This is a genomic window from Pseudomonas sp. S4_EA_1b (assembly GCF_016307435.1).
In the GTDB taxonomy this organism is placed as follows: domain Bacteria; phylum Pseudomonadota; class Gammaproteobacteria; order Pseudomonadales; family Pseudomonadaceae; genus Aquipseudomonas; species Aquipseudomonas rhodesiae.
Genome location: NZ_JAEILC010000033.1, coordinates 38,006 through 62,778, shown reverse-complemented (window position 1 = coordinate 62,778; position 24,773 = coordinate 38,006). Strand labels below are relative to the sequence as shown.

At 56.0% G+C, this 24,773-nt stretch carries 37 protein-coding genes; 34 read left to right on the top strand and 3 right to left on the bottom strand.

Translation table 11 applies throughout. The features are described from left to right. The first annotated feature begins 113 nt into the window (after positions 1 to 113). The 30 genes from rpsJ to bfr all read left to right on the top strand — a co-directional run bounded on the left by rpsJ (position 114) and on the right by bfr (position 16,122). Positions 114 to 425 carry a 30S ribosomal protein S10 gene (rpsJ, locus tag YA0848_RS11080; RefSeq protein ID WP_003186070.1) on the top strand — a complete coding sequence of 104 codons (312 nt, stop codon included), beginning with the start codon at positions 114 to 116 and terminating at the stop codon, positions 423 to 425. 81 nt (positions 426 to 506) lie between these two features. Continuing rightward, positions 507 to 1,142, top strand: a complete 636-nt coding sequence (rplC, locus tag YA0848_RS11075) for a 50S ribosomal protein L3 (protein ID WP_003194649.1) — start codon at positions 507 to 509, stop codon at positions 1,140 to 1,142. Between the two features lie 12 nt (positions 1,143 to 1,154). Continuing rightward, the gene (gene rplD, locus YA0848_RS11070) at positions 1,155 to 1,757 is read left to right on the top strand and encodes a 50S ribosomal protein L4 (RefSeq protein ID WP_003176424.1); all 603 of its coding nucleotides are present in this window, start codon (positions 1,155 to 1,157) and stop codon (positions 1,755 to 1,757) included. Beyond that, positions 1,754 to 2,053, top strand: coding sequence for a 50S ribosomal protein L23 (gene rplW / locus YA0848_RS11065; RefSeq protein WP_002555488.1), 300 nt, complete (start codon positions 1,754 to 1,756; stop codon positions 2,051 to 2,053). The genes rplD and rplW overlap by 4 nt, the downstream gene beginning before the upstream one ends. A gap of 14 nt (positions 2,054 to 2,067) precedes the next feature. After that, a complete protein-coding gene (gene rplB, locus YA0848_RS11060; RefSeq protein WP_003186055.1) occupies positions 2,068 to 2,892 on the top strand; it encodes a 50S ribosomal protein L2 in 825 nt (274 codons plus the stop codon). A 16-nt stretch (positions 2,893 to 2,908) separates the two neighbouring features. Then, entirely contained in the window at positions 2,909 to 3,184 is a 276-nt protein-coding gene (rpsS, locus tag YA0848_RS11055) for a 30S ribosomal protein S19 (RefSeq protein ID WP_002555486.1), read from the top strand. Between the two features lie 11 nt (positions 3,185 to 3,195). After that, positions 3,196 to 3,528 (top strand): 50S ribosomal protein L22, encoded by a 333-nt coding sequence (gene rplV / locus YA0848_RS11050; RefSeq protein WP_003103908.1) that lies wholly within the window; start codon positions 3,196 to 3,198, stop codon positions 3,526 to 3,528. A gap of 13 nt (positions 3,529 to 3,541) precedes the next feature. Next, a complete protein-coding gene (gene rpsC, locus YA0848_RS11045) occupies positions 3,542 to 4,228 on the top strand; it encodes a 30S ribosomal protein S3 (protein ID WP_003176422.1) in 687 nt (228 codons plus the stop codon). A 12-nt stretch (positions 4,229 to 4,240) separates the two neighbouring features. Continuing rightward, positions 4,241 to 4,654: a 50S ribosomal protein L16 gene (gene rplP, locus YA0848_RS11040; protein ID WP_003176421.1), complete on the top strand. Its 414-nt coding sequence runs from the start codon at positions 4,241 to 4,243 to the stop codon at positions 4,652 to 4,654. Further along, complete coding sequence (gene rpmC / locus YA0848_RS11035; RefSeq protein ID WP_002555481.1) at positions 4,654 to 4,845, top strand: 50S ribosomal protein L29; 192 nt, start codon at positions 4,654 to 4,656, stop codon at positions 4,843 to 4,845. The genes rplP and rpmC overlap by 1 nt, the downstream gene beginning before the upstream one ends. Before the next feature lie 2 nt (positions 4,846 to 4,847). Further along, positions 4,848 to 5,114 (top strand): 30S ribosomal protein S17, encoded by a 267-nt coding sequence (gene rpsQ, locus YA0848_RS11030; RefSeq protein WP_003176419.1) that lies wholly within the window; start codon positions 4,848 to 4,850, stop codon positions 5,112 to 5,114. Positions 5,115 to 5,137: 23 nt separating this feature from the next. After that, a complete protein-coding gene (gene rplN / locus YA0848_RS11025; RefSeq protein WP_002555479.1) occupies positions 5,138 to 5,506 on the top strand; it encodes a 50S ribosomal protein L14 in 369 nt (122 codons plus the stop codon). A gap of 11 nt (positions 5,507 to 5,517) precedes the next feature. Further along, a complete protein-coding gene (gene rplX / locus YA0848_RS11020) occupies positions 5,518 to 5,832 on the top strand; it encodes a 50S ribosomal protein L24 (protein ID WP_007896770.1) in 315 nt (104 codons plus the stop codon). Positions 5,833 to 5,854: 22 nt separating this feature from the next. Then, positions 5,855 to 6,394, top strand: coding sequence for a 50S ribosomal protein L5 (gene rplE / locus YA0848_RS11015; protein WP_003194642.1), 540 nt, complete (start codon positions 5,855 to 5,857; stop codon positions 6,392 to 6,394). Between the two features lie 13 nt (positions 6,395 to 6,407). Continuing rightward, on the top strand, positions 6,408 to 6,713 hold the full coding sequence (gene rpsN / locus YA0848_RS11010) for a 30S ribosomal protein S14 (RefSeq protein WP_003176414.1): 306 nt from the start codon (positions 6,408 to 6,410) through the stop codon (positions 6,711 to 6,713). A 208-nt stretch (positions 6,714 to 6,921) separates the two neighbouring features. Continuing rightward, positions 6,922 to 7,314, top strand: a complete 393-nt coding sequence (gene rpsH / locus YA0848_RS11005; protein ID WP_010566853.1) for a 30S ribosomal protein S8 — start codon at positions 6,922 to 6,924, stop codon at positions 7,312 to 7,314. Between the two features lie 12 nt (positions 7,315 to 7,326). Then, positions 7,327 to 7,860 (top strand): 50S ribosomal protein L6, encoded by a 534-nt coding sequence (gene rplF / locus YA0848_RS11000; protein ID WP_003176412.1) that lies wholly within the window; start codon positions 7,327 to 7,329, stop codon positions 7,858 to 7,860. Between the two features lie 10 nt (positions 7,861 to 7,870). After that, positions 7,871 to 8,221 carry a 50S ribosomal protein L18 gene (rplR, locus tag YA0848_RS10995; protein ID WP_198712583.1) on the top strand — a complete coding sequence of 117 codons (351 nt, stop codon included), beginning with the start codon at positions 7,871 to 7,873 and terminating at the stop codon, positions 8,219 to 8,221. Positions 8,222 to 8,224: 3 nt separating this feature from the next. After that, the gene (rpsE, locus tag YA0848_RS10990; protein ID WP_010566852.1) at positions 8,225 to 8,725 is read left to right on the top strand and encodes a 30S ribosomal protein S5; all 501 of its coding nucleotides are present in this window, start codon (positions 8,225 to 8,227) and stop codon (positions 8,723 to 8,725) included. Positions 8,726 to 8,727: 2 nt separating this feature from the next. After that, positions 8,728 to 8,904, top strand: a complete 177-nt coding sequence (gene rpmD / locus YA0848_RS10985; RefSeq protein WP_003176408.1) for a 50S ribosomal protein L30 — start codon at positions 8,728 to 8,730, stop codon at positions 8,902 to 8,904. A 3-nt stretch (positions 8,905 to 8,907) separates the two neighbouring features. Continuing rightward, positions 8,908 to 9,345, top strand: a complete 438-nt coding sequence (gene rplO / locus YA0848_RS10980; protein WP_016969471.1) for a 50S ribosomal protein L15 — start codon at positions 8,908 to 8,910, stop codon at positions 9,343 to 9,345. Continuing rightward, the gene (secY, locus tag YA0848_RS10975) at positions 9,346 to 10,674 is read left to right on the top strand and encodes a preprotein translocase subunit SecY (protein ID WP_198712584.1); all 1,329 of its coding nucleotides are present in this window, start codon (positions 9,346 to 9,348) and stop codon (positions 10,672 to 10,674) included. A gap of 27 nt (positions 10,675 to 10,701) precedes the next feature. Next, complete coding sequence (rpmJ, locus tag YA0848_RS10970; RefSeq protein ID WP_002555468.1) at positions 10,702 to 10,818, top strand: 50S ribosomal protein L36; 117 nt, start codon at positions 10,702 to 10,704, stop codon at positions 10,816 to 10,818. Positions 10,819 to 10,947: 129 nt separating this feature from the next. Next, entirely contained in the window at positions 10,948 to 11,304 is a 357-nt protein-coding gene (gene rpsM / locus YA0848_RS10965; protein WP_003194635.1) for a 30S ribosomal protein S13, read from the top strand. Positions 11,305 to 11,334: 30 nt separating this feature from the next. Then, a complete protein-coding gene (gene rpsK / locus YA0848_RS10960; protein WP_002555466.1) occupies positions 11,335 to 11,724 on the top strand; it encodes a 30S ribosomal protein S11 in 390 nt (129 codons plus the stop codon). Between the two features lie 18 nt (positions 11,725 to 11,742). Continuing rightward, on the top strand, positions 11,743 to 12,363 hold the full coding sequence (gene rpsD, locus YA0848_RS10955; RefSeq protein WP_003176404.1) for a 30S ribosomal protein S4: 621 nt from the start codon (positions 11,743 to 11,745) through the stop codon (positions 12,361 to 12,363). A gap of 22 nt (positions 12,364 to 12,385) precedes the next feature. After that, a complete protein-coding gene (locus YA0848_RS10950; RefSeq protein WP_003176403.1) occupies positions 12,386 to 13,387 on the top strand; it encodes a DNA-directed RNA polymerase subunit alpha in 1,002 nt (333 codons plus the stop codon). Between the two features lie 41 nt (positions 13,388 to 13,428). After that, the gene (rplQ, locus tag YA0848_RS10945) at positions 13,429 to 13,815 is read left to right on the top strand and encodes a 50S ribosomal protein L17 (protein ID WP_003176402.1); all 387 of its coding nucleotides are present in this window, start codon (positions 13,429 to 13,431) and stop codon (positions 13,813 to 13,815) included. Positions 13,816 to 14,053: 238 nt separating this feature from the next. After that, positions 14,054 to 15,502 (top strand): catalase, encoded by a 1,449-nt coding sequence (locus YA0848_RS10940; protein ID WP_169868948.1) that lies wholly within the window; start codon positions 14,054 to 14,056, stop codon positions 15,500 to 15,502. A gap of 155 nt (positions 15,503 to 15,657) precedes the next feature. Further along, positions 15,658 to 16,122 (top strand): bacterioferritin, encoded by a 465-nt coding sequence (gene bfr / locus YA0848_RS10935; protein WP_003176400.1) that lies wholly within the window; start codon positions 15,658 to 15,660, stop codon positions 16,120 to 16,122. 66 nt (positions 16,123 to 16,188) lie between these two features. Here the strand turns inward: bfr and uvrA are convergent, their stop codons facing one another. Further along, entirely contained in the window at positions 16,189 to 19,023 is a 2,835-nt protein-coding gene (gene uvrA / locus YA0848_RS10930; protein ID WP_169903373.1) for an excinuclease ABC subunit UvrA, read from the bottom strand. Between the two features lie 178 nt (positions 19,024 to 19,201). Here uvrA and YA0848_RS10925 point away from each other — a divergent pair, with 178 nt between their 5' ends. Then, positions 19,202 to 20,596 (top strand): MFS transporter, encoded by a 1,395-nt coding sequence (locus YA0848_RS10925; RefSeq protein ID WP_034100992.1) that lies wholly within the window; start codon positions 19,202 to 19,204, stop codon positions 20,594 to 20,596. A 9-nt stretch (positions 20,597 to 20,605) separates the two neighbouring features. After that, the gene (locus YA0848_RS10920) at positions 20,606 to 21,121 is read left to right on the top strand and encodes a single-stranded DNA-binding protein (protein WP_017849542.1); all 516 of its coding nucleotides are present in this window, start codon (positions 20,606 to 20,608) and stop codon (positions 21,119 to 21,121) included. A gap of 81 nt (positions 21,122 to 21,202) precedes the next feature. Here YA0848_RS10920 and YA0848_RS10915 read toward each other — a convergent pair whose 3' ends face one another. After that, complete coding sequence (locus YA0848_RS10915) at positions 21,203 to 22,027, bottom strand: alpha/beta fold hydrolase (protein WP_034100991.1); 825 nt, start codon at positions 22,025 to 22,027, stop codon at positions 21,203 to 21,205. Between the two features lie 283 nt (positions 22,028 to 22,310). Here YA0848_RS10915 and tam point away from each other — a divergent pair, with 283 nt between their 5' ends. Then, the gene (gene tam, locus YA0848_RS10910) at positions 22,311 to 23,072 is read left to right on the top strand and encodes a trans-aconitate 2-methyltransferase (RefSeq protein ID WP_034100990.1); all 762 of its coding nucleotides are present in this window, start codon (positions 22,311 to 22,313) and stop codon (positions 23,070 to 23,072) included. Between the two features lie 21 nt (positions 23,073 to 23,093). On the opposite strand, the gene YA0848_RS10905 is transcribed toward tam, so the two are convergent. Further along, a complete protein-coding gene (locus YA0848_RS10905; RefSeq protein WP_034100989.1) occupies positions 23,094 to 23,657 on the bottom strand; it encodes a cysteine hydrolase family protein in 564 nt (187 codons plus the stop codon). 96 nt (positions 23,658 to 23,753) lie between these two features. On the opposite strand from YA0848_RS10905, the gene YA0848_RS10900 reads away from it, so the two are divergent. Then, complete coding sequence (locus tag YA0848_RS10900) at positions 23,754 to 24,725, top strand: GlxA family transcriptional regulator (protein WP_169903375.1); 972 nt, start codon at positions 23,754 to 23,756, stop codon at positions 24,723 to 24,725. Positions 24,726 to 24,773: the final 48 nt, after the last annotated feature.

Below are 24,773 nucleotides of genomic sequence, written 5' to 3'. Positions count from 1 at the left end.
GCCGTCCCCTATGCCGATTGGGTTGACACCTATCGGGGCCGTCTATAGAATTGCGCCTCCTTTTAACGGGCGTATTGCGCTCGGTGGGAATAGCAGCCGGAGTCTGAAATCCAATGCAAAATCAGCAAATCCGTATCAGGTTGAAGGCTTTTGACCATCGCCTGATCGACCAATCCACCCAGGAAATCGTGGAAACCGCGAAACGTACTGGTGCTCAAGTGCGTGGTCCAATTCCACTGCCTACCCGTAAAGAGCGGTTCACCGTTCTGGTCTCTCCGCACGTCAACAAAGACGCGCGTGACCAGTACGAGATCCGTACTCATAAGCGCGTACTGGACATCGTCCAGCCAACGGATAAAACCGTTGATGCTCTTATGAAGCTCGATCTGGCGGCCGGTGTGGAAGTACAGATCAGCCTCGGCTAAGACTTGGGTCTTAGCCGTGTAACGCTCTGAAATGGGCGGCCATAGCGGGTGAAAGCCCCGTACACTCATGAGGTTTACAACATGACTATTGGTGTAGTCGGTCGTAAATGCGGTATGACCCGTATTTTCACCGAAGAAGGTGTCTCCATTCCGGTCACGGTCATTGAGATCGAGCCGAATCGCGTCACCCAGTTCAAAACTGAAGAAACCGATGGCTATCGTGCAGTGCAAGTCACTGTAGGCGAGCGTCGTGCTTCGCGCGTGACTGCTGCTCAAGCAGGTCACTTCGCTAAAGCGAACGTTGCAGCTGGTCGTACTGTTATGGAGTTCCGTCTTGAAGATGGCGACTACCAGGCTGGCGATCTGATCAACGCTGAAATCTTCGCTGCTGGTCAACTGGTTGATGTAACCGGTCAGTCCAAAGGTAAAGGCTTCCAGGGTACGATCAAGCGTTGGAATTTCCGTGGCCAAGACAACACTCACGGTAACTCCGTCTCCCACCGCGTCCCGGGCTCTATTGGCCAGTGCCAGACTCCTGGTCGTGTATTCAAGGGCAAGAAAATGTCCGGTCATATGGGCGCTGAGCGCGTGACCGTGCAGTCCCTCGAAGTAGTGCGCGTCGACGCTGAACGCAATCTGTTGTTGGTCAAGGGTGCTGTTCCTGGCGCTACTGGCGGCAACCTGGTTGTACGTCCAGCGGCCAAGGCTCGCGGTTAAGGGGAAGCTGACATGCAATTAAATGTAAATGACGCTCAAGCGATCGAAGTTTCCGAACTGACATTTGGCGGCGAATTCAACGAGACGCTGGTTCACCAAGCAGTCGTGGCCTACATGGCCGGCGGCCGTCAAGGTAGCAAGCAGCAAAAGACCCGTTCCGACGTTCGTGGTGGCGGTAAGCGCCCTTGGCGTCAGAAAGGTACTGGCCGTGCTCGTGCCGGTACTATCCGTAGCCCAATCTGGCGCGGCGGCGGTACTACTTTTGCAGCTCGTCCGCAGGATCATTCTCAGAAGCTCAACAAGAAGATGTATCGCGCAGCTCTGCGCTCCATCCTTGCTGAACTCGTGCGTACTGATCGCCTGGTCGTGGTTCAGGACTTCGCTGTTGAAAGTCCAAAAACCAAAGATCTGCTGGGCAAACTGAACAACATGAGCCTGACCGACGTATTGATCGTGTCTGAAGCTGTTGATCAGAACCTGTACCTGGCTGCTCGTAACCTGCCACACGTTGATGTACGTGACGTGCAAGGTTCCGATCCAGTTAGTCTGATCGCATACGACAAGGTGTTGATCACCGTGTCGGCCGTGAAGAAATTCGAGGAGCTGCTGGGATGAACCAGGAACGCGTATTTAAAGTTCTGCTTGGCCCGCACGTTTCCGAAAAGGCTACGGTTCTGGCTGACAAGAAAGGCCAGTTCGTTTTCAAGGTTGCAACTGACGCAACCAAGCTGGAAATCAAGAAGGCCGTCGAAAGCCTGTTCAGCGTGAAAGTAGAGCGTGTTACTACCCTGAACGTTCTGGGTAAGAGCAAGCGCACTGCTCGCGGTCTGGGCAAGCGTAATGACTGGAAGAAGGCAGTTATCTCCCTTCAGCCAGGCCAAGATCTCGATTTCAGCAGCAGTGCTGAGTAAGGAAGGGGTGCATCATGGCAATCGTTAAATGCAAACCGACTTCCCCTGGCCGCCGTTTTGTGGTCAAGGTGGTCAACCAGGAGCTGCATAAAGGCGCTCCTCACGCACCGCTGCTCGAGAAGAAATCGAAGTCTGGTGGTCGTAACAACAATGGTCGTATTACCACTCGTCACATCGGTGGTGGCCATAAGCAGCATTATCGTCTGGTCGACTTCCGTCGTAACGACAAAGATGGCATCGCTGCCACTGTCGAGCGTATCGAATACGATCCAAACCGTACTGCTCACATCGCTCTGCTGCTGTACGCAGATGGCGAGCGTCGCTACATCATCGCCCCTAAAGGCGTGAGCGCTGGCGACCAGCTGATCGCAGGTGCTTTGGCACCGATCAAGCCGGGCAACGCTCTGCAGCTGCGTAACATTCCAGTTGGTAGCACCGTACACGGCATCGAATTGAAGCCAGGTAAAGGCGCGCAAATCGCTCGTTCCGCTGGTGCTTCTGCACAGCTGATCGCTCGTGAAGGTGTCTACGTGACCCTGCGTCTGCGTTCTGGTGAGATGCGTAAAGTACTGGCTGAATGCCGTGCGACCCTGGGCGAAGTCTCGAACTCCGAGCACAGCCTGCGTTCGCTGGGTAAAGCTGGTGCCAAACGCTGGCGTGGCGTTCGCCCAACCGTTCGTGGTGTTGCCATGAACCCGGTTGACCACCCACACGGTGGTGGTGAAGGTCGTACCTCTGGTGGTCGTCATCCGGTATCGCCATGGGGCTTCCCGACTAAGGGCGCGAAGACTCGTGGTAATAAGCGTACCGACAAAATGATCGTCCGTCGTCGCAAGTAAATAGAGGGATACGACAGTGCCACGTTCTCTGAAAAAAGGTCCTTTTATTGATCTTCACCTACTGAAGAAGATCGAAGTGGCGGCGGAAAAGAACGATCGCAAACCAGTTAAGACCTGGTCGCGTCGCTCGATGATCCTGCCACAAATGGTCGGTTTGACCATCGCAGTACACAACGGTCGTCAACACGTCCCCGTTCTCGTTAACGAAGACATGGTCGGCCACAAACTGGGCGAGTTTGCCGGTACCCGCACTTATCGTGGGCACGTGGCAGACAAGAAAGCCAAGCGTTAAGGGGTAAGGAAATGGAAGTAGCCGCTAAGTTGTCGGGCGCTCGAATCTCCGCCCAGAAAGCCCGCTTGGTCGCCGACCAGATCCGCGGGAAGAAGGTGGGCGAAGCGCTCAACCTGTTGGCTTTCAGCAGTAAGAAAGCCGCCGAGATCATGAAGAAAGTGCTGGAGTCGGCCGTAGCCAACGCCGAGCATAACGAAGGCGCAGACGTTGATGACCTTAAAGTCAGCACCGTTTTCGTCAACGAAGGGCGTTCGCTGAAGCGCATCATGCCACGTGCCAAAGGCCGTGCTGATCGCATCGTCAAGCGGTCTTGCCATATCACTGTCAAGGTTGCTGACAAGTAACGGAGTCGAAGAGATGGGTCAGAAAGTACATCCCATTGGCATTCGCCTGGGAATCGTCAAGGAGCACACCTCCGTCTGGTACGCAGACGGTCGGACTTATGCGGACTATTTGTTCGCTGATCTGAAGGTGCGTGAGTATCTCCAAGACAAACTAAAAAGCGCGTCCGTAAGCCGTATCGATATCCATCGTCCGGCGCAAACTGCACGTATCACCATTCACACCGCTCGTCCAGGTATCGTTATCGGGAAGAAAGGTGAAGATGTTGAGAAACTGCGTCAGGACCTGACCAAGCAAATGGGTGTGCCTGTGCACATCAATATCGAAGAGATCCGCAAGCCGGAGCTCGACGGTATGCTGGTTGCGCAGAGCGTAGCTCAGCAGCTGGAGCGTCGCGTAATGTTCCGTCGCGCTATGAAACGCGCCGTACAGAACGCCATGCGCATTGGTGCCAAAGGCATCAAAATCCAAGTGAGCGGTCGTCTCGGCGGTGCTGAAATCGCACGTACTGAATGGTATCGCGAAGGTCGTGTGCCATTGCACACCCTGCGTGCCGACATCGACTATGCCAACTACGAAGCTCACACCACTTACGGTGTGATCGGTGTAAAGGTTTGGATCTTCAAAGGCGAAGTAATTGGTGGTCGCCAAGAAGAACTGAAACCACAAGCACCAGCGCCTCGTAAAAAAGCTGCTAAGTAAGGGGTACGCCAAATGTTGCAACCTAAGCGTACGAAGTTCCGCAAGCAGATGACAGGCCACAACCGTGGTCTGGCTCAGCGCGGTAGCAAAGTCAGCTTCGGCGAGTTCGCGCTGAAGTCTGTAGCTCGTGGTCGTCTCACCGCTCGTCAGATCGAGTCAGCACGTCGTGCTCTGACCCGTCACGTAAAACGTGGCGGCAAGATCTGGATCCGTGTATTCCCGGACAAGCCGATCTCCAAGAAGCCTCTCGAAGTGCGGATGGGTAAAGGTAAGGGTAACGTGGAGTACTGGGTAGCCCAGATTCAGCCAGGCAAAGTCCTGTATGAAATCGAGGGTGTTTCTGAAGAGCTGGCGCGTGAGGCTTTCGCCCTGGCTGCTGCAAAGCTGCCACTCGCCACCTCCTTTGTTAAACGGACGGTGATGTGATGAAAGCGAATGAACTTCGTGAAAAATCCGCACAGCAGCTGAACGAGCAACTGCTCGGCTTGCTGCGCGACCAGTTCAATCTGCGCATGCAGAAAGCAACTGGCCAGTTGGGGCAGTCTCATCTGCTCTCGCAAGTTAAGCGTGACATCGCTCGCGTGAAGACTGTGCTCAACCAGCAGGCAGGTAAGTGATCATGGCTGAAGCCGAAAAGACTGTCCGTACGCTGACTGGCCGTGTTGTCAGCGACAAGATGGACAAAACCATCACCGTTCTGATCGAGCGTCGCGTTAAGCACCCGATCTACGGTAAATATGTTAAGCGTTCGACTAAGCTGCACGCGCACGACGAAACCAATCAGTGCCACATCGGCGACAAAGTCACTATTCGTGAAACTCGTCCGCTTGCCAAGACCAAGTCTTGGGCATTGGTTGATGTTCTCGAACGCGCTGTGGAAGTCTAAGGACTAGGGGTCGGAGAAATTATATGATTCAGACTCAATCCATGCTCGATGTGGCCGATAACAGCGGCGCTCGCCGTGTTATGTGCATCAAGGTGCTGGGTGGCTCCCATCGTCGTTACGCTGGTATCGGTGACATCATCAAAGTTACCGTGAAGGAAGCAATTCCTCGCGGTAAGGTGAAAAAAGGCCAAGTGATGACTGCTGTTGTAGTCCGCACTCGTCACGGCGTACGCCGTGCTGATGGCTCCATTATCCGCTTTGATGGCAACGCTGCTGTTCTTCTGAACAACAAGCAAGAGCCGATCGGCACCCGTATCTTTGGGCCAGTGACCCGTGAACTTCGTACTGAGAAGTTCATGAAGATCGTCTCGCTCGCCCCAGAAGTGCTGTAAGGAGATCCGACATGCAAAAGATTCGTCGTGACGACGAGATCATCGTGATCGCCGGCAAAGACAAAGGTAAGCGCGGTAAGGTGCTGAAGGTTCTCGCTGACGACCGTCTGGTTGTAGGTGGTCTGAACCTGGTCAAGCGTCATACCAAGCCTAACCCGATGTCGGGCGTACAGGGCGGTATCGTCGAGAAAGAAGCGCCTCTGCACGCTTCTAACGTCGCCATCTTCAACGGCGAAACCAACAAGGCTGATCGTGTTGGTTTCAAAGTAGAAGACGGTAAGAAAATTCGTGTCTTCAAGTCGACCCAAAAAGCGGTTGATGCTTGAACACTGCTAGGTAGATAAGACCATGGCACGACTACAAGAGATTTACCGGAAGGAAATCGCCCCCAAGCTTAAGGAAGAACTTAAGCTCGGGAACGTGATGGAAGTTCCGCGCGTTACCAAAATCACCCTGAACATGGGTCTGGGCGAAGCGATCGGCGACAAAAAAGTCATCGAGCATGCTGTTGCTGACCTGGAAAAGATCACCGGCCAAAAAGTCGTTGTGACCTACGCTCGGAAATCCATCGCTGGCTTTAAAGTCCGTGAAGGTTGGCCGATCGGCGTCAAGGTAACTCTGCGCCGTGAGCGTATGTACGAATTCCTGGATCGTCTGCTGTCGATCTCCCTGCCTCGGGTTCGCGACTTCCGCGGCCTGAATGCCAAGTCCTTCGATGGTCGTGGCAACTACAGCATGGGCGTGAAAGAGCAGATCATTTTCCCGGAAATCGACTACGACAAGATCGATGCTCTCCGCGGTCTGGACATCACCCTGACCACCACTGCCAAGAACGATGATGAAGGTCGCGCCCTGTTGCGTGCTTTCAAATTCCCGTTCCGCAACTGATTGGAGTAGGACCATGGCCAAGATGAGCATGAAAAACCGCGAGCTGAAGCGTCAGCTCACGGTTGCCAAGTACGCCAAGAAGCGTGCAGCACTGAAAGCAATCATCGTTGATCTGAACGCAAGTCCAGAAGCGCGTTGGGAAGCTACAGTAGCTCTGCAGAAGCAGCCACGTGACGCAAGCGCTTCGCGCATGCGTAACCGCTGCCGCCTGACCGGTCGTCCACACGGCGTTTACCGCAAGTTCGGCCTCGGCCGTAACAAATTGCGTGAAGCGGCAATGCGTGGTGACGTCCCAGGTCTGGTTAAAGCCAGCTGGTAAGTACTTTCAGAGTCCAGGCGGTTGGTATCGCAAGATACTGACCGCCGGTGACCTTGAATCTGGAACAAGCCCCTTTTGGGGCTTGTTTCATTTCCGGAGTGTGTCTAGAATACCCGGCTCGCCTGAGCCCGTGTTTTCTATGCCCGGAGATTCTCGGCGACATATGTAGCCGCAAGGCTAATTTTTTTGTATTAGGAGCGTCTAGCCCATGAGTATGCAGGACCCGTTAGCGGACATGCTAACTCGTATCCGTAATGCCCAGATGGCTGAAAAGTCCGTCGTAAGCATGCCATCTTCCAAGTTGAAGGTAGCTGTTGCCAAAGTCCTGAAAGACGAAGGCTACATTGCGGGTTATCAGATCAGCAGCGAAACCAAGCCACTGCTGTCCATCGAGCTGAAGTACTTCGAAGGCCGTTCGGTCATCGAGGAAGTGAAGCGCGTTAGCCGTCCAGGCCTGCGTCAGTACAAGTCCGCTGAAGATCTGCCGAAAGTTCGTGGCGGTCTGGGCGTGTCTATCGTCTCCACCAACAAAGGTGTGATGACGGATCGTGCTGCGCGCGCTGCCGGTGTCGGCGGCGAAGTTCTTTGCACTGTGTTCTAAGGGGGGATAAGCATGTCTCGCGTCGCTAAGAACCCCGTTAAGCTGCCAGCCGGTGTCGAAGTCAAATTCGCAGGCCAACAGCTTTCGGTGAAGGGTGCCAAGGGTACTCTTGAACTGAACATCCATTCGTCCGTTGAGATCGTTGAAGAAGCTGGTGAGCTGCGTTTCGCTGCTCGCAATGGCGATCAACAGACTCGCGCAATGGCCGGTACCACGCGTGCGTTGGTGAACAACATGGTCCAAGGCGTAAGCCAAGGCTTCGAGCGTAAGCTCCAGCTGGTCGGTGTTGGTTACAAAGCGCAAGCAAAAGGCACGGTTTTGAACCTGGCCCTTGGCTTTTCGCACCCAGTGGATTACGAACTGCCGGAAGGCATCACCGCTGAGACTCCTAGCCAGACCGATATCCTGATCAAGGGCATCGATAAGCAGCTGGTAGGTCAAGTGGCTGCTGAGATCCGCGACTTCCGTCCACCAGAGCCGTACAAAGGCAAAGGTGTGCGCTACGCGGACGAAGTCGTCCGTCGTAAAGAAGCCAAGAAGAAGTAGGGCATAGCAAATGACCGACAAAAAAGTTACTCGACTGCGTCGCGCTCGCAAAGCACGCCTGAAAATGCACGAACTCGAAGTCGTGCGTCTCTGCGTGTTCCGCTCGTCGCAGCACATCTACGCCCAGGTCATCACGGCCGACGGCAACAAAGTCCTGGCAAGCGCCTCGACTTTGGATAAAGAACTGCGTGATGGTGCCACTGGCAACATCGACGCGGCCACAAAGGTTGGCCAGCTGGTCGCTACGCGTGCTAAGGCCGCTGGCGTCTCGCAAGTGGCTTTCGACCGCTCTGGCTTCAAGTACCACGGCCGCGTTAAAGCGTTGGCTGATGCTGCTCGTGAAGCTGGGCTGGAGTTCTAAGTTATGTCAAATAACGACCAAAAGCGCGACGAAGGCTACATTGAGAAGCTGGTTCAAGTTAACCGCGTAGCCAAAACCGTTAAAGGCGGCCGTATCTTCACTTTCACCGCGTTGACCGTGGTTGGTGATGGTAAAGGGCGTGTTGGCTTCGGCCGTGGCAAGTCGCGTGAAGTGCCTGCTGCGATCCAGAAGGCAATGGAAGCTGCTCGTCGCAACATGATCCAAGTTGATCTGAACGGAACCACCCTGCAGTACGCAATGAAGTCCGCCCATGGCGCTTCGAAGGTGTACATGCAGCCTGCTTCTGAAGGTACCGGTATCATCGCTGGTGGCGCTATGCGTGCTGTCCTCGAAGTTGCTGGTGTTCAGAACGTTCTGGCCAAGTGCTACGGCTCGACTAACCCGGTAAACGTGGTTCACGCCACTTTCAAAGGTTTGAAAGCTATGCAGTCCCCTGAATCCATTGCCGCCAAGCGTGGCAAAAGCGTCCAGGAGATTTTCTGATCATGGCTACCGTTAAAGTAACGCTGATCAAAAGCATGACCGGCCGCATCCCTAACCACAAACTGTGTGTTAAGGGTCTGGGTCTGCGTCGCATCGGTCACACTGTAGAAGTCCAGGATACTCCCGAGAATCGCGGGATGATCAACAAGGCTTACTACATGCTGCGTGTCGAGGGTTAATCGATGAAACTCAATGATCTGAGTCCAGCGCCGGGTTCCCGTCGCGAAAAGCATCGTCCGGGCCGTGGTATCGGTAGCGGTTTGGGTAAGACTGGTGGCCGTGGCCACAAAGGTCAGACCTCCCGCTCCGGTGGTACCATCGCTCCAGGCTTTGAAGGCGGTCAACAGCCGTTGCATCGTCGCCTGCCTAAGTTCGGTTTCGTATCCCTGAAAGCCATGGATCGCGCAGAAGTGCGTCTGTCCGAGCTGGCTAAAGTGGAAGGCGACATCGTTACTCTGCAGACCCTGAAAGATGCCAACGTGATCAACGTCAACGTACAGCGTGTGAAAATCATGCTGTCCGGTGAAGTGACTCGCGCTGTCACTATCGGCAAGGGAATCGGCGCCACCAAAGGTGCGCGTTCGGCTATCGAAGCAGCTGGCGGCAAGTTCGAGGAATAAATGGCTAAGCAAGGTGCTCTCTCTGCGCTCGGCAAAGGCGGTATGTCTGAACTCTGGGCTCGTCTGCGTTTTCTGTTCCTGGCGATTATCGTCTACCGAATAGGCGCACACATCCCGGTTCCAGGTATCAACCCGGACCGACTCGCAGACCTGTTTCGACAGAATGAGGGGACCATTCTTAGCTTGTTCAACATGTTTTCCGGCGGCGCGCTGGAGCGGATGAGCATCTTTGCGCTGGGGATCATGCCGTATATTTCGGCATCGATCATCATGCAACTGATGACCGCCGTCAGCCCGCAGCTGGAGCAGTTGAAGAAGGAAGGTGAAGCTGGCCGTCGCAAGATTAGCCAGTACACCCGCTACGGCACTGTCATCCTCGCACTGGTTCAAGCTATCGGCATGTCCGTTGGCCTGGCCGGGCAGGGTGTTGCGTTCACTGGTGACTTTGGCTTCCATTTCGTTGCAGTTTCCACTTTTGTGGCTGGTGCAATGTTCATGATGTGGCTGGGTGAGCAGATTACTGAGCGTGGTGTTGGTAACGGTATCTCGATGTTGATTTTCGCAGGTATCGTCGCCGGTCTTCCGAGAGCGATTGGGCAGTCTTTTGAGTCTGCACGTCAGGGTGATATCAATATCTTCGCCTTGGTTGCCATCGGTTTGCTGGCAGTAGCGATTATCGGTTTTGTGGTGTTCATTGAGCGTGGCCAGCGTCGTATTGCTGTTCACTACGCCAAGCGTCAGCAGGGCCGTAAGGTTTTTGCCGCGCAGACTAGCCACTTGCCGCTGAAAGTGAATATGGCCGGTGTTATTCCGGCAATTTTCGCGAGCAGCATTTTGCTGTTTCCGGCTTCGTTCGGTACCTGGTTTGGTCAGTCTGAAAATATGGGCTGGCTGCAGGACCTCTCTCAGTCGATCGCTCCTGGTCAGCCGTTGAATATTCTGCTGTTTAGTGCAGGGATTATTTTCTTCTGCTTCTTCTATACGGCGTTGATGTTCAATCCGAAAGACGTAGCGGAAAACCTGAAGAAGTCCGGTGCCTTTATTCCGGGTATCCGTCCAGGTGAGCAGTCTGCACGCTACATTGATGGCGTTTTGACTCGTTTAACCCTGTTCGGTGCTCTATATATGACGGCCGTGTGCCTGTTGCCCCAGTTCCTGGTGGTTGCGGCAAACGTTCCGTTCTACCTTGGCGGGACCTCGTTGCTGATCGTGGTCGTGGTTGTGATGGACTTCATGTCCCAAGTACAATCGCACCTCGTTTCGCACCAGTACGAATCCCTGATGAAGAAAGCCAACCTGAAGGGTTACGGCAGCGGCATGTTGCGCTGAGTACCCATAAGGTTCGAGGAGTTGGTGATGAAAGTTCGTGCATCGGTGAAAAAGCTGTGCCGTAACTGCAAGATTATTCGCCGCGAAGGTGTTGTTCGAGTAATTTGCAGCGCGGAACCGCGTCACAAACAGCGCCAAGGCTGAGTGTGATCCGCTTGAAGCCCGGCAGCTAGTGCGCTGCCGGGTTGATTATTTGTTATTACAGCGATATTATCTCGCGCCCTATTTCTTGGCTTCCGGGGCGTAGGTAGCTGTCAATTGGAGTCCCACTGAATGGCCCGTATTGCAGGCGTTAACATTCCAGATAACAAGCACACTGTTATCTCGCTGACCTACATCTATGGTGTTGGTCGCACTACTGCGCAGAAAATTTGCGCAGTTGCTGGGGTAAACCCAGCCGCTAAGATCAAGGATCTGAGCGACGAGCAGATTGAACAGCTGCGTGGCGAAGTGGCGAAGTTCACCACTGAAGGTGACCTGCGTCGCGAAATCAACATGAAAATCAAGCGTTTGATGGACCTCGGTTGCTATCGCGGTCTGCGTCATCGTCGTGGTCTTCCAGTACGCGGTCAGCGTACCAAGACTAACGCGCGTACCCGTAAAGGTCCGCGTAAGCCGATCCGCAAGTAATCGCCCCCGCGAATCGACAGGAAAATTATCATGGCAAAACCTGCTGCTCGTCCTCGTAAAAAAGTTAAAAAGACAGTGGTTGATGGCATCGCCCACATCCATGCATCTTTTAACAACACCATCGTGACCATCACCGACCGTCAAGGTAACGCGCTTTCTTGGGCTACCTCCGGTGGTTCGGGTTTCCGCGGTTCCCGCAAGTCCACCCCGTTCGCTGCTCAAGTAGCTGCTGAGCGTGCTGGTCAAGCTGCGCTGGAATACGGCCTGAAAAACCTCGACGTTAACGTCAAGGGTCCAGGTCCAGGTCGTGAGTCTGCTGTCCGTGCTTTGAACGGCTGTGGCTATAAGATCGCCAGCATCACCGACGTGACGCCAATCCCGCACAACGGGTGCCGTCCGCCGAAGAAGCGCCGCGTGTAATCCAGGAGATTGTAAAGAATGGCTCGTTACATTGGTCCAAAATGCAAACTCGCTCGTCGCGAAGGCACCGATCTCTTCCTGAAGAGCGGCGTGCGCGCGATCGAATCGAAGTGCAACATCGAAGCAGCACCTGGTATCCACGGCCAACGCCGCGGTCGCCAGTCCGATTACGGCACCCAACTGCGTGAAAAGCAGAAGGTCCGTCGTATCTACGGCGTTCTCGAGCGTCAGTTCAGCGGCTACTACAAAGAAGCTGCTGGCAAGAAAGGTGCAACCGGTGAAAACCTGCTGCAACTGCTCGAATGCCGTCTGGACAACGTTGTATACCGTATGGGCTTTGGTTCGACTCGTGCCGAATCCCGTCAGCTGGTATCGCACAAGTCGATCAGCGTTAACGGTCAGACCGTAAACGTTCCGTCTTATCAGGTTCGTGCTGGTGACGTGGTCGCAGTTCGCGAGAAAGCTAAAAACCAACTTCGCATTGTCCAAGCTCTCGATCTGTGTGCCCAACGTGGCCGCGTAGAATGGGTAGAAGTAGACACTGAGAAGAAGTCGGGCGTTTTCAAGAACGTTCCAGCTCGCAGTGATCTGTCCGCCGACATCAACGAAAGCCTGATTGTCGAGCTCTACTCCAAGTAAGGGCTAGAAAATAGGTGCATCCATGCAGATTTCGGTAAATGAGTTCCTGACACCCCGCCACATTGATGTGCAGGTTGTCAGTCCAACCCGCGCTAAGATCACTCTCGAGCCTCTCGAGCGTGGTTTTGGCCACACCCTGGGCAACGCGCTGCGCCGCATCCTGTTGTCCTCAATGCCCGGCTGTGCAGTAGTCGAGGCCGAGATTGACGGTGTGCTCCACGAGTACAGCGCCATCGAAGGTGTACAGGAAGACGTAATTGAAATCCTGTTGAACCTTAAAGGTCTGGCTATCAAGCTGCACGGCCGTGACGAAGTTACGCTGACCTTGTCGAAGAAGGGTTCGGGGGTGGTTACCGCTGCCGATATTCAGCTGGATCATGATGTCGAGATCGTTAACCCCGATCACGTAATCGCTAACCTGGCGTCTAACGGCGCCCTGAACATGAAGCTCACCGTAGCTCGTGGTCGTGGTTATGAACCGGCCGACTCGCGTCAGAGCGATGAAGACGAAAGCCGCAGCATTGGTCGCTTGCAGCTAGACTCTTCGTTCAGCCCGGTTCGCCGTATCGCATACGTGGTGGAAAACGCCCGTGTCGAACAGCGTACTAACCTGGACAAGCTGGTTATTGATCTGGAAACCAACGGTACCCTGGATCCTGAAGAGGCTATCCGCCGCGCGGCAACCATTCTGCAACAGCAGTTGGCTGCGTTCGTGGACCTCAAAGGTGACAGCGAACCAGTGGTAATCGAGCAGGAAGACGAGATCGATCCGATCCTGCTTCGCCCGGTTGACGATCTGGAACTGACTGTACGTTCGGCTAACTGCCTTAAGGCGGAAAACATTTACTACATCGGCGACCTGATTCAGCGTACCGAAGTAGAACTGTTGAAGACTCCGAACCTGGGCAAGAAATCCTTGACCGAAATCAAGGACGTTCTGGCCTCCCGCGGTCTGTCCCTCGGCATGCGCCTCGACAACTGGCCGCCTGCAAGTCTTAAGAAGGACGACAAGGCGACTGCCTGATCGTCGTAATCACCGAACGTGAGTTTGGTAAGGAATGAACCATGCGTCATCGTAAAAGTGGTCGTCACCTGAGCCGTACCAGCTCGCACCGCAAGGCCATGTTCCAGAACATGGCGGTGTCGCTGTTCGAGCACGAGCTGATCAAAACTACACTGCCGAAAGCTAAAGAACTGCGTCGCGTTGCTGAGCCGCTGATTACTTTGGCTAAGACAGACAGCCTGGCTAACCGCCGTCTGGCTTTCGACCGTACTCGTTCGAAAGCTATCGTTGGTAAGCTCTTCAACGACCTGGGTAAGCGCTACGCTACCCGTGAGGGTGGCTACCTGCGCATCCTCAAGTGCGGTTTCCGCGCTGGCGACAACGCGCCAATGGCGTACGTCGAGTTGGTTGATCGTGCTACTGCTGGCGAAGCTGTAAGCGCCGAGTAAGACGACAGTCTGTAACGAAAAACCGGGCCTAGTGCCCGGTTTTTTGTGCGCACAAGAAAAGCGCGAAGGGTACAAGCTTCCTCAAATTGCAGTTGGCACCATGGGCATAGGAATTGTTGGTAGATATTTTCTATTGATGCTTACGATTTAATGAATTTGTCAGTGTCATGTTGATGATCAATACTTCCTTCAAGCCGATTAGCCGGCAGTGCCACATCTGACCTGAGGAAAATTGAACATGAGCCAGGATAAAATCCTTACCACCGCGAGCGGTGCTCCCGTTGCGGATAACCAGAACTCTCGTTCGGCCGGCCCGCGTGGTCCTCTGCTTCTTGATGATTTTCATCTGATCGAGAAGCTTGCTCACTTCAACCGTGAAAACATTCCTGAGCGCCGCGTACACGCCAAAGGCTCGGGCGCATACGGCACGTTTACCGTGACCCGCGACATCACCCAATACACCAGTGCTAAGCTTTTCGAAGCGGTTGGCAAGCAGACGCCTACCTTTTTGCGATTTTCTACGGTCGGTGGTGAGCGTGGTTCGGCTGACACTGAGCGCGATCCCCGCGGTTTCGCTTTGAAGTTCTATACCGAAGAGGGTAACTGGGACATCGTGGGTAACAACACGCCGGTATTCTTCATTCGCGATCCGTTGAAATTCCCTGACTTTATCCACACTCAAAAGCGCCTGCCGCAAAGCAACCTGAAAAGCGCGCAAATGATGTGGGATTTTTGGTCGCATTCTCCCGAAGCGCTGCATCAGGTCACGATTTTGTTCTCTGACCGCGGTATCCCTGATGGCTACCGTCATATGCACGGCTTCGGTAGCCACACCTACAGCCTGATCAACGCGCAAGGCGAGCGGCGTTGGGTCAAGTGGCACTACAAGACCAAGCAAGGCATCAAGAACCTCGCGCCGGAAGAGGCCGCGCGCCTCGCGGGAACAGATCCCGATTACGCGCAGCGCGACCTGTTCAGCGCAATTGAGCGCGGTGAATTCCCTAAATGGCGGGTGTGCATCCAGATCATGACTGAGGCGCAGGCCAATGCTCATTACGAAAATCCTTTCGACGTGACCAAAACATGGTCGCAAAAGGAATTCCCGCTGATCGAAGTTGGCGAGCTGGAGCTTAACCGTAACCCGCAAAACTACTTCGCTGAAGTAGAGCAGGCTGCGTTCGGCCCAAGCAACATGGTTCCGGGTGTAGGGTTGTCTCCCGACCGTATGCTGCAAGGTCGCGTATTCGCTTATGCAGATGCGCACCGCTACCGTGTCGGTACCAACCACCAGCAGCTGCCAGTGAATGCGCCACGCAGCCCGGTGAATAGCTACCAGCGTGACGGCTCCATGGCATTCGGTAGTAATGGCGGGGCGGCTCCCAACTACGAACCGAATAGCTATTCCGACGCGCCGAAACAAGCGCCTCAATATGCTGAACCCGCATTGGCATTGAGCGGTGCGGCGGACCGCTACGATCATCGCGAAGACACCGACTACTACAGCCACGCAGGTGCGCTTTTCCGGCTGATGAGCGATGAGCAGAAAGCTCTGCTCACCAACAACATTGCCGGTGCGATGTCTGGGGTTTCGAGTGATGTCGTTGAGCGTCAGTTGCGACACTTCTACAAAGCAGACCCAGCTTACGGAGAAGCAATCGCAAAGGCGCTGGGTGTATCGCTTAACTGACTCTAAACGAGAAGCAGAACCGCCCTCATTTGGGCGGTTTTTGCGTTATTTCAGCTACTTTTCGCGATAAATCTTCACTTTTCTGCCGTTGGTCTCGTGACCTCCGCGTCATCATGGTTCAAACTACAGACTTTCAAGCAGGGAGATGTAGGGCGATGCAAGGTCACCCCGACGTAATCGATTACCTCAACACGTTGCTGACGGGCGAACTGGCAGCTCGTGACCAATATTTCATCCATTCGCGCATGTACGAGGACTGGGGCTTTACCGAGCTCTACGAGCGTATCAATCATGAAATGGAAGAAGAGGCACAGCACGCCGATGCTTTGATGCGCCGCATCTTGATGCTCGAGGGAACGCCACGTATGCGCCCTGATGATCTGGATGTGGGCACCACGGTACCTGACATGCTCGCCGCCGACCTTCGCCTTGAGTACAAAGTTCGTGCTGCGCTCTGCAAGGGCATTGAGTTATGCGAACAGCATAACGACTACGTCACCCGCGAAATTCTGCGTGTGCAGTTGAACGACACTGAAGAAGATCACACCTACTGGTTGGAAAAACAGCTGGGTCTGATCAAGCTGATTGGTCTGGAAAACTACCTGCAATCGCAGTTCTGATTTCCGGTACGAAAAAGCCCCTGTCACCCAATAAGGTGACAGGGGCTTTTTATTGCGCCGGATAAATCAGGCCCGATCGCGTTCCAGCAAAGGTTTCAAGTAGTAACCCGTGTGGGATTGAGGCATCTCGGAGACCTGCTCCGGCGTGCCCACTGCGATGATCTGGCCACCCTTGGAACCACCTTCCGGCCCGAGGTCCACCAGCCAGTCGGCCGTCTTGATCACATCCAAGTTATGCTCGATTACTACCACGGTATTGCCGTGGTCACGGAGTCGGTGCAGTACATCCAGCAGTTGCTGGATATCGGCGAAGTGTAGGCCGGTGGTCGGCTCGTCCAGGATGTACAGGGTCTTGCCGGTATCGCGCTTTGATAGTTCGCGAGACAGCTTCACCCGTTGCGCCTCACCGCCCGACAGGGTAGTTGCCGACTGTCCGAGCTTGATATACGACAAGCCTACATCCATCAAAGTCTGCAGCTTGCGCGCCAGTGCCGGAACTGCATCGAAGAACTCCCGCGCTTCCTCGATCGTCATTTCGAGGGTTTCGTGGATGCTCTTGCCCTTGTATTTGATCTCCAGGGTCTCGCGGTTATAGCGCTTGCTCTTGCATACATCGCAGGGCACGTAGATGTCCGGCAGGAAGTGCATTTCTACCTTGATCAAGCCATCGCCCTGGCAGGCTTCGCAGCGGCCACCCTTGACGTTGAACGAGAACCGGCCAGGCCCGTAGCCGCGGGAGCGCGACTCCGGAACCCCAGCGAACAGTTCGCGAATCGGGGTAAACAGCCCGGTGTAAGTCGCAGGGTTAGAGCGCGGCGTGCGACCAATAGGGCTCTGGTCGATATCGACCACTTTATCCAGATGTTCCAGGCCTTTGATGCTGTCGTGTGCCGCCGCTTCCAGAGTGGTCGCGCCGTTCAAGGCGGTGGCACTCAAAGGGAATAGCGTGTTGTTGATCAGCGTCGACTTGCCTGACCCGGAAACACCCGTCACGCAGGTAAGCAGGCCCAGTGGAATCTCCAGGTCTACATTGCGCAAGTTATTGCCACGCGCGCCCTTGAGGTGCAGGGCCATCTTCTTGTTGCGCGGTGTGCGTTTGGCCGGGACTTCGATCTTCACTCGACCCGAGAGGTACTTACCGGTCAGCGAATCCGGGTGAGCCATGACTTCGGCCGGCGTGCCCTCGGCGACAATATGCCCGCCATGCACGCCTGCACCCGGCCCGATGTCGACCACATAATCCGCCAAGCGAATCGCATCTTCATCGTGCTCGACCACAATCACCGTATTACCGATATCGCGCAGGTGTTTCAAGGTGCCCAGCAACCGGTCGTTGTCGCGCTGGTGCAAACCAATCGACGGTTCATCGAGGATATAAAGCACACCCACGAGGCCTGCGCCGATTTGACTGGCCAGGCGAATCCGTTGGGCTTCACCGCCGGACAGCGTGTCCGCGCTGCGATCGAGCGAAAGGTAGTCCAGGCCGACGTTGACCAGGAACTGCAAACGCTCACGAATTTCCTTGAGAATCTTGTCGGCAATTTCCCCGCGCCGTCCGGTGAGCTTTAGCTCACCAAAGTACTCACAGGCATCGCCAATCGGCAGATTGGTCACCGCCGGCAGGGTTTTTTCACCAACCCACACATGACGCGCCTCGCGTCGCAGGCGCGTACCCCGGCAATCCGGGCACGGCTGGGTGCTGAGGAACTTCGCCAATTCTTCGCGCACGCTCGCCGATTCGGTCTCGCGATAGCGGCGCTCCAGATTCGGCACGATGCCTTCAAACGGGTGAGAACGCTTGACGATATCGCCTCGGTCGTTCAAGTACTTGAAGTCGACATTCTGCGAGCCGCTGCCATTTAGGATGACCTTTTGCTGGTCCGCTGGCAGTTGGTTGAACGGCACTTCCAGGCTGAACTTATAGTGGGAGGCCAGCGAACCGAGCATCTGGAAGTAATAGACGTTACGTCTATCCCAGCCGCGTATCGCGCCTTCGGCAAGGGTCAACTCACCATTGACCAGGCGCTTGATGTCGAAGAATTGCTTGACCCCCAGACCATCGCAGGTCGGGCAGGCGCCGGCCGGGTTGTTGAAAGAGAACAGCTTGGGTTCCAGCTCGCTGATGGCGTGGCCACAGATCGGGCAGGCAAAGCGCGCGGAGAAGATGATTTCTTCGCCCGGTTCGTCATCCATTGGTGCGACCAGGGCAATACCGTCCGCCAGTTTCAGCGCTGTTTCAAACGATTCAGCCAGGCGTTGCTGCAGGTCCGCCCGCACTTTGAAGCGATCGACTACAACATCGATAGAATGCTTCTTCTGCTTGTCGAGCTTCGGTGCTTCATCGAGTTCATAGAGCTTGCCGTTGATGCGAGCTCGCACGAAACCCTGGGCGCGCAGCTCTTCGAATACGGACAGATGTTCGCCCTTGCGCTCGCGGATCACCGGCGCCAGCAGCATCAGCTTAGCCCCTTCGGGCTGCGCCAACACCAGGTCGACCATCTGGCTGACGGTCTGGGCTTCCAGAGGAATGTCGTGGTCCGGGCAGCGGGGGATACCTACCCGCGCATACAGCAGGCGCAGATAGTCATAGATTTCGGTAATGGTGCCCACGGTGGAACGGGGGTTATGGGACGTCGACTTCTGTTCGATGGAAATGGCTGGCGACAGACCTTCGATGGTATCGACGTCAGGCTTTTCCATCATCGACAGGAACTGGCGGGCGTAGGCCGACAGCGACTCCACATAACGACGCTGACCTTCGGCATACAGCGTATCGAAGGCCAGAGACGATTTGCCGGACCCGGACAGGCCGGTGATCACGATCAGTTTGTCCCGTGGCAGGGTCAGGTCGATGTTCTTCAGGTTGTGGGTTCTAGCCCCACGAATCAGGATCTTGTCCAAGATGGCCTCGCACGGCGGGCGTAAATAATGCCGGAGTATACGGCTAAAGACTGGATGAATATACACTGTCAAAAGGCCGCTTGCAGCCTTACATGAAAGCTGCGCGGCAAACCGCCGCATATACCCTCTCAATCGATGGGACTGGTAGAATCGCCGCCGGTTCACACGAGGTTTTTCCATGCACGATCCCCACAGCGAACGCATGAGTAGCGGCGAGACCCGCGCGGCAAGCGGTCTGGCCCTGGTGTTCGCCTTCCGTATGCTTGGCATGTTCATGGTATTGCCGGTACTGGCGACCTACGGGATGGATCTCGCAGGCGCGACCCCCGCTTTGATTGGTCTGGCCATTGGTGCCTACGGCCTGACCCAGGCGATTTTTCAGATTCCGTTCGGGATCATTTCCGACCGCATTGGTCGTCGTCCGGTGATTTATCTCGGGCTGGTCGTATTTGCCCTTGGCAGCGTACTCGCAGCGCAATCCGATTCGATATGGGGCGTGATCGCTGGCCGCATCCTACAGGGCGCCGGGGCGATTTCGGCGGCGGTGATGGCGTTGCTATCGGACCTGACCCGCGAACAGCATCGAACCAAGGCCATGGCCATGATCGGCATGACCATCGGCCTGTCGTTTGCCGTGGCCATGGTGGTGGGTCCGCTGCTGACGCGCGCTTTTGGTCTGCATGGTTTGTTTCTGGCCACTGGTGGTATGGCATTGTTCGGTATCGTGATCGTGGCGTTCATGGTGCCGCGCTCCACCGGCACGCTGCAGCATCGCGAGTCGGGCGTTGCGCGCAAGGCGCTGTTGCCGACGCTCAAGCACCCGGACTTACTGCGCCTGGATTTAGGTATCTTCGTATTACACGCCATGCTGATGTGCAGCTTCGTCGCCTTGCCCCTGGCCCTGGTACAAAAAGCCGGTCTGCCCAAGGAGCAGCACTGGTGGGTGTACCTGACCGCGTTGCTGATTTCATTCTTCGCCATGATCCCGTTCATCATCTATGGCGAGAAGCGACGCAAAATGAAACGTGTTTTGCTGGGCGCCGTCGCGACATTGATGCTCACTGAACTATTCTTCTGGCAGTTCGGCGATAGCCTGAGGGCGCTGGTAATCGGCACGGTGGTGTTCTTCACCGCGTTCAACCTGTTGGAGGCTTCGCTGCCTTCGCTGATCAGTAAAGTTTCACCGGCCGGCGGCAAGGGCACGGCGATGGGGGTGTATTCCACCAGCCAGTTCCTGGGCTCCGCATTGGGCGGCATCATGGGTGGCTGGATGTTCCAGCATGGCGGTTTGTCGGTTGTGTTCCTTGGGTGCGCAGGTCTGGCTGCCCTCTGGCTGGCCTTTGCTGTTACCATGCGCGAACCTCCGTATGTGACGAGCCTGCGCCTGCCGTTATCGCCTGAAGCGATGCGCGAGGCTGGCTTGGTCGAGCGCCTCAAGGCCGTCGTTGGAGTAACGGACGCAGTAGTGGTTGCGGAAGAAGCCGCGATCTACATCAAATTGGACACCGAATTATTGGATCGCGCGACGCTCGAGCAACTGGTCAACCCAGTGCCGACAGCGCGCCCAGCTTAGGAGAACGTTATGGCCCGTGGGGTTAACAAAGTCATATTGGTCGGTACATGCGGCCAGGATCCCGAAGTTCGCTACTTGCCTAACGGTAATGCCGTGACCAACCTGAGTCTGGCGACCAGCGAACAGTGGACCGACAAGCAGACCGGCCAGAAGGTCGAGAAGACCGAATGGCACCGCGTGTCGATGTTCGGCAAGGTCGCGGAAATCGCCGGCGAATACCTGCGCAAAGGTTCGCAGGTCTACATCGAAGGCAAATTGCAGACCCGCGAGTGGGAAAAAGACGGCATCAAGCGCTACACCACTGAAATCGTGGTCGACATGCAAGGCACCATGCAACTGCTGGGCGGCCGTCCACAGGGCGATCAACAGGGCCAGGGCGGCATGTCCAACTCGGCACCGCGTCCACAGCAGTCGCGCCCACAGCCAAGCCAGCAGCCTCAGCGTGAGTCGCGTCCAGCGCCACAGCAGGCGGCACCCCAGCCGGCTGCGGATTTCGACAGCTTTGATGATGACATTCCGTTCTAGGACGTCTTGAAGGCAAACACTGCGAGCTGAAAAAAACCGCGCCGCTGACAAAGCCGCGCGGTTTTTTTGTATGGACTGCGCCTAACGCAGGGCGAATGCCAGCATGTCTGTGTTGACCCGCTGCTTATGAGTGTCCGTCAAACCATGAGGCGCGCGTGAGTAGATCAGCAACTCGGAGTGCGGGATCAAGAAGTTAGTCTGCAACGCAGAGGCCTGTATCGGCACTATTTGATCGTCACTGCCGTGGATGATGAGTGTGGGTATGCTGAAGTGTTTCAAGTCCTCTCGGAAGTCGGTTTCCGAAAATGCTTTGATGCTATCAAAAGTATTTTTATGCCCCCCCATCACACCCTGCGCCCAGAATGAATTAATTAAACCTTGAGAGGGTGTGACGCCCGCCCGGTTGAATCCAAAAAATGGGCCGCTGGCCAGATCAAGATAAAGCTGCGAGCGATTGGCGATGGAGTCGGCACGTAATCCGTCGAAAACTTCGATTGGTGTTCCTTGTGGGTTGCTGGCGGTTTTAAGCATCAATGGCGTGACCGCGCAAATCAAACCCGCCTTCGCTACGCGCGCAACGCCGTGGCGAGCGATGTAGCGTGCGACTTCGCCGCCGCCGGTAGAAAACCCGAAAAGAATTACCTCTTTCAGATCCAGATGTTCTATCAGCTCCGCCAAATCATCGGCGTAATGGTCCATGTCATTGCCATCCCAGGGCTGGCTTGAACGACCATGCCCCCGGCGGTCATGTGCAATGGCGCGAAAACCATTGTTAGCGAAATGCAGCATCTGCGATTCCCAACTGTCGCTGTTCAGTGGCCACCCATGACAGAACACAACGGGCTGACCGCTGCCCCAGTCTTTGTAATAAAGATCATTGCCTTCGCGAGTTTTTAGATAGGACATGGCATAGCTCCATGGATATGCGGATTAATTTGGCGGTGATGGCCAGAAAAATCGTCCGTGGACACTGCGCTGGCAGTTTTTACTAATGCCTCCCTGATGCCGATTCTGCACGGGGCATAACTGAGTTTAGATCGGTTTCTCGGGCGACACGATGGAAAACCCCCGTTGGGTTTCTGATGTACCAACCCCCTTACCACGCAGGGAGGGCCAATAATCCTAGGTTTGTTCTCATGGCTAACACGATTTAGGCTGTGGCCATCCTCTCAAACGAAGGAAAGCCGCGATGACCTGGTCAGCCAAGCAATACACGATGTTCGAACAGCAACGTACCCGCCCGGTGCGTGATCTGGTTGCCGCCATCCCCACCGTCGAGGTGCGCACGGCCATTGATCTGGGGTGCGGCCCGGGCAACTCCACCGAAGTATTGGCAGCGCGTTTCCCGCAGGCGCACATCACTGGCATCGACAGCTCCGGCGATATGTTGATCGACGCCCGTAAGCGTTTGCCTGCCTTGAGTTTCGAACTGGCGGATATTGGCGCGTGGCAGCCGTCCCAGTCTTTCGATGTGATTCTGGCCAACGCCTCGCTGCAATGGCTGCCCGACCACGCTACGTTGTACCCGCACCTGATCCAGCAACTGACGCCCGGCGGCACCTTGGCCGTGCAGACGCCGGACAACCTTGATGAACCTGCCCACCGGCTCGCCCGCGAAGTCGCTGCCGATGGCCCGTGGGCGGCGAAGATTGGTGGCTTCAAACACAACGAGCGGCATGCGCCTGGCTACTACTACGAACTGCTGAGCAAGCACTGCAGCACGGTCGACGTATGGCGCACCACCTACCAACATCCGTTGGCCGATCATGGGGCCGTGGTGGAGTGGTTCAAGGGCACAGGGCTGCGACCTTTTCTTGCGCCGTTGACCGACGAAGAAAGAGTCGCTTTCCTACAGGAATACCAGGCGCGGATCACCCAAGGTTATCCGGCTCTGGCTGACGGCACCGTGCTGTTGCCGTTTCCACGTCTGTTCATCATCGCCACGCGCTAAAGCGCCCCTTGACGGTGACGGTCAGGCCGTCGCCGTTTGCGCTGTCAGAAACTCATCCGCCGACACCACGCCCGCATAACCGAATGCCAGTGACGCCATATAGGCGCCATGCACCTGCGCTGCGGGAATCACTTGGCCGTTGAACTCCAGGTCGCGGGTGGCGCACGCATCATGGATCACGGTGACGGTGTAGCCCATGTCTGCCGCAGCCCGCACCACGCCGTCGATGCACATATGGCTCATGCTGCCGACTACCACCAGTTCGGTGATGCTGCGTTGTTCGAGCAACGCGCGCAGGTTGGTTTCGCGAAACGCGTTCACGAAATGCTTGAGCACCACTGGCTCATCGCCTTGATTGAGCACCTGGCTGTGCAGGTGTGCGCCTTCGGAGCCGGGAGTGAAGAACGGTGCATCCTCGGACGTAAACTCATGACGCACATGAATCACCGCATCGCCGGCCTGGCGAAAGGCTTGCAGCACCTGCGCCGCCTTGTCGGCAGCGGCTTGCACGCCGTCGAGCGGCCACTTGCCCTGGGGGAAGTAGTCGTTCTGGATATCGATTAGGATGAGCGCCTGCTTGGCCATGGAGGTTGCCTCGAGATGGGTTGATGGGCCCAGTATCTTAGCTGGCGCCGCGCCCGAGGATTGGCAGCACCGACAATAACAGGGGGAAAACTGACAATGGCCGTGGAACGCTCCACCGTTGAGCTGGGTGTGCTGATCTACCAGGGCGCGCAATTGGCCGCGGTGCATGGTTTGACCGATCTGTTCGGCGTGGCCAATCGCATTGCTGCCGAGCATGCGTCCACCCAGCTACCGTTGCTGCGCATCAGCCATTGGCAAGTGCAGGCCGAGGGTGAACCTGTGCGGGTATTCGACAGCCAGCCCGGCCCGGAACTGCCGCTGATAGCTGTGTTGGTGCCGCCCTCGATTTGTGGCTTCACTGACGACCAGGCGCCGCCGACTCTACTGGCGTGGCTGCGTAAAAGGCATGCCGACGGTACGGTGCTCGGTGGCGTGTGCATCGGTTCGATCATGCTGGCGCGCAGCGGCCTGCTGGACGGGCGCAGCGCCACCACCCATTGGTCATCCGCCGAGTCGTTTGCCGCGCTGTACCCGTCGGTGCGGTTGGAGGCGGATAAGCCGATTGTGGACGACGGCGACCTCATCACCACCGCCGGGCTGATGGCCTGGTCCGAATTGGGCTTGCGCCTGGTCGACCGCCTGATGGGGCCGAGTATCGCCGCCGACACCGCGCGTTTCCTGGTGATCGAGCACAGCGACAGCGCCAGCCAGTGCGGCAGCAACTTTGCGCCGATCCTCAGCCATGGCGATGGGGCGATTCTCAAGGTCCAGCATTGGTTGCAGGCCAGCGGCGCGGTGGATGTGTCCGTTGCAGCCATGGCGCAGCAGGCGGGACTGGAAGAACGCACGTTCCTTCGCCGTTTTCGCAATGCCACCGGGCTCAAGCCCACTGAATACTGCCAGCACCTGCGGGTTGGCAAGGCGCGGCAAATGCTGGAATTCACCAATGGCACCATCGACCACATCGCCTGGACCGTGGGTTATCAAGACCCCAGTGCCTTTCGCGCCACCTTCAAGAAGATCACCGGCCTGGCGCCGAGCGACTACCGTAGTCGTTTTGGCGTTTGAATCGTGCAGAACGCCGGAGGCGCTAGAAGAGGTCGTGCAGAATCAAAC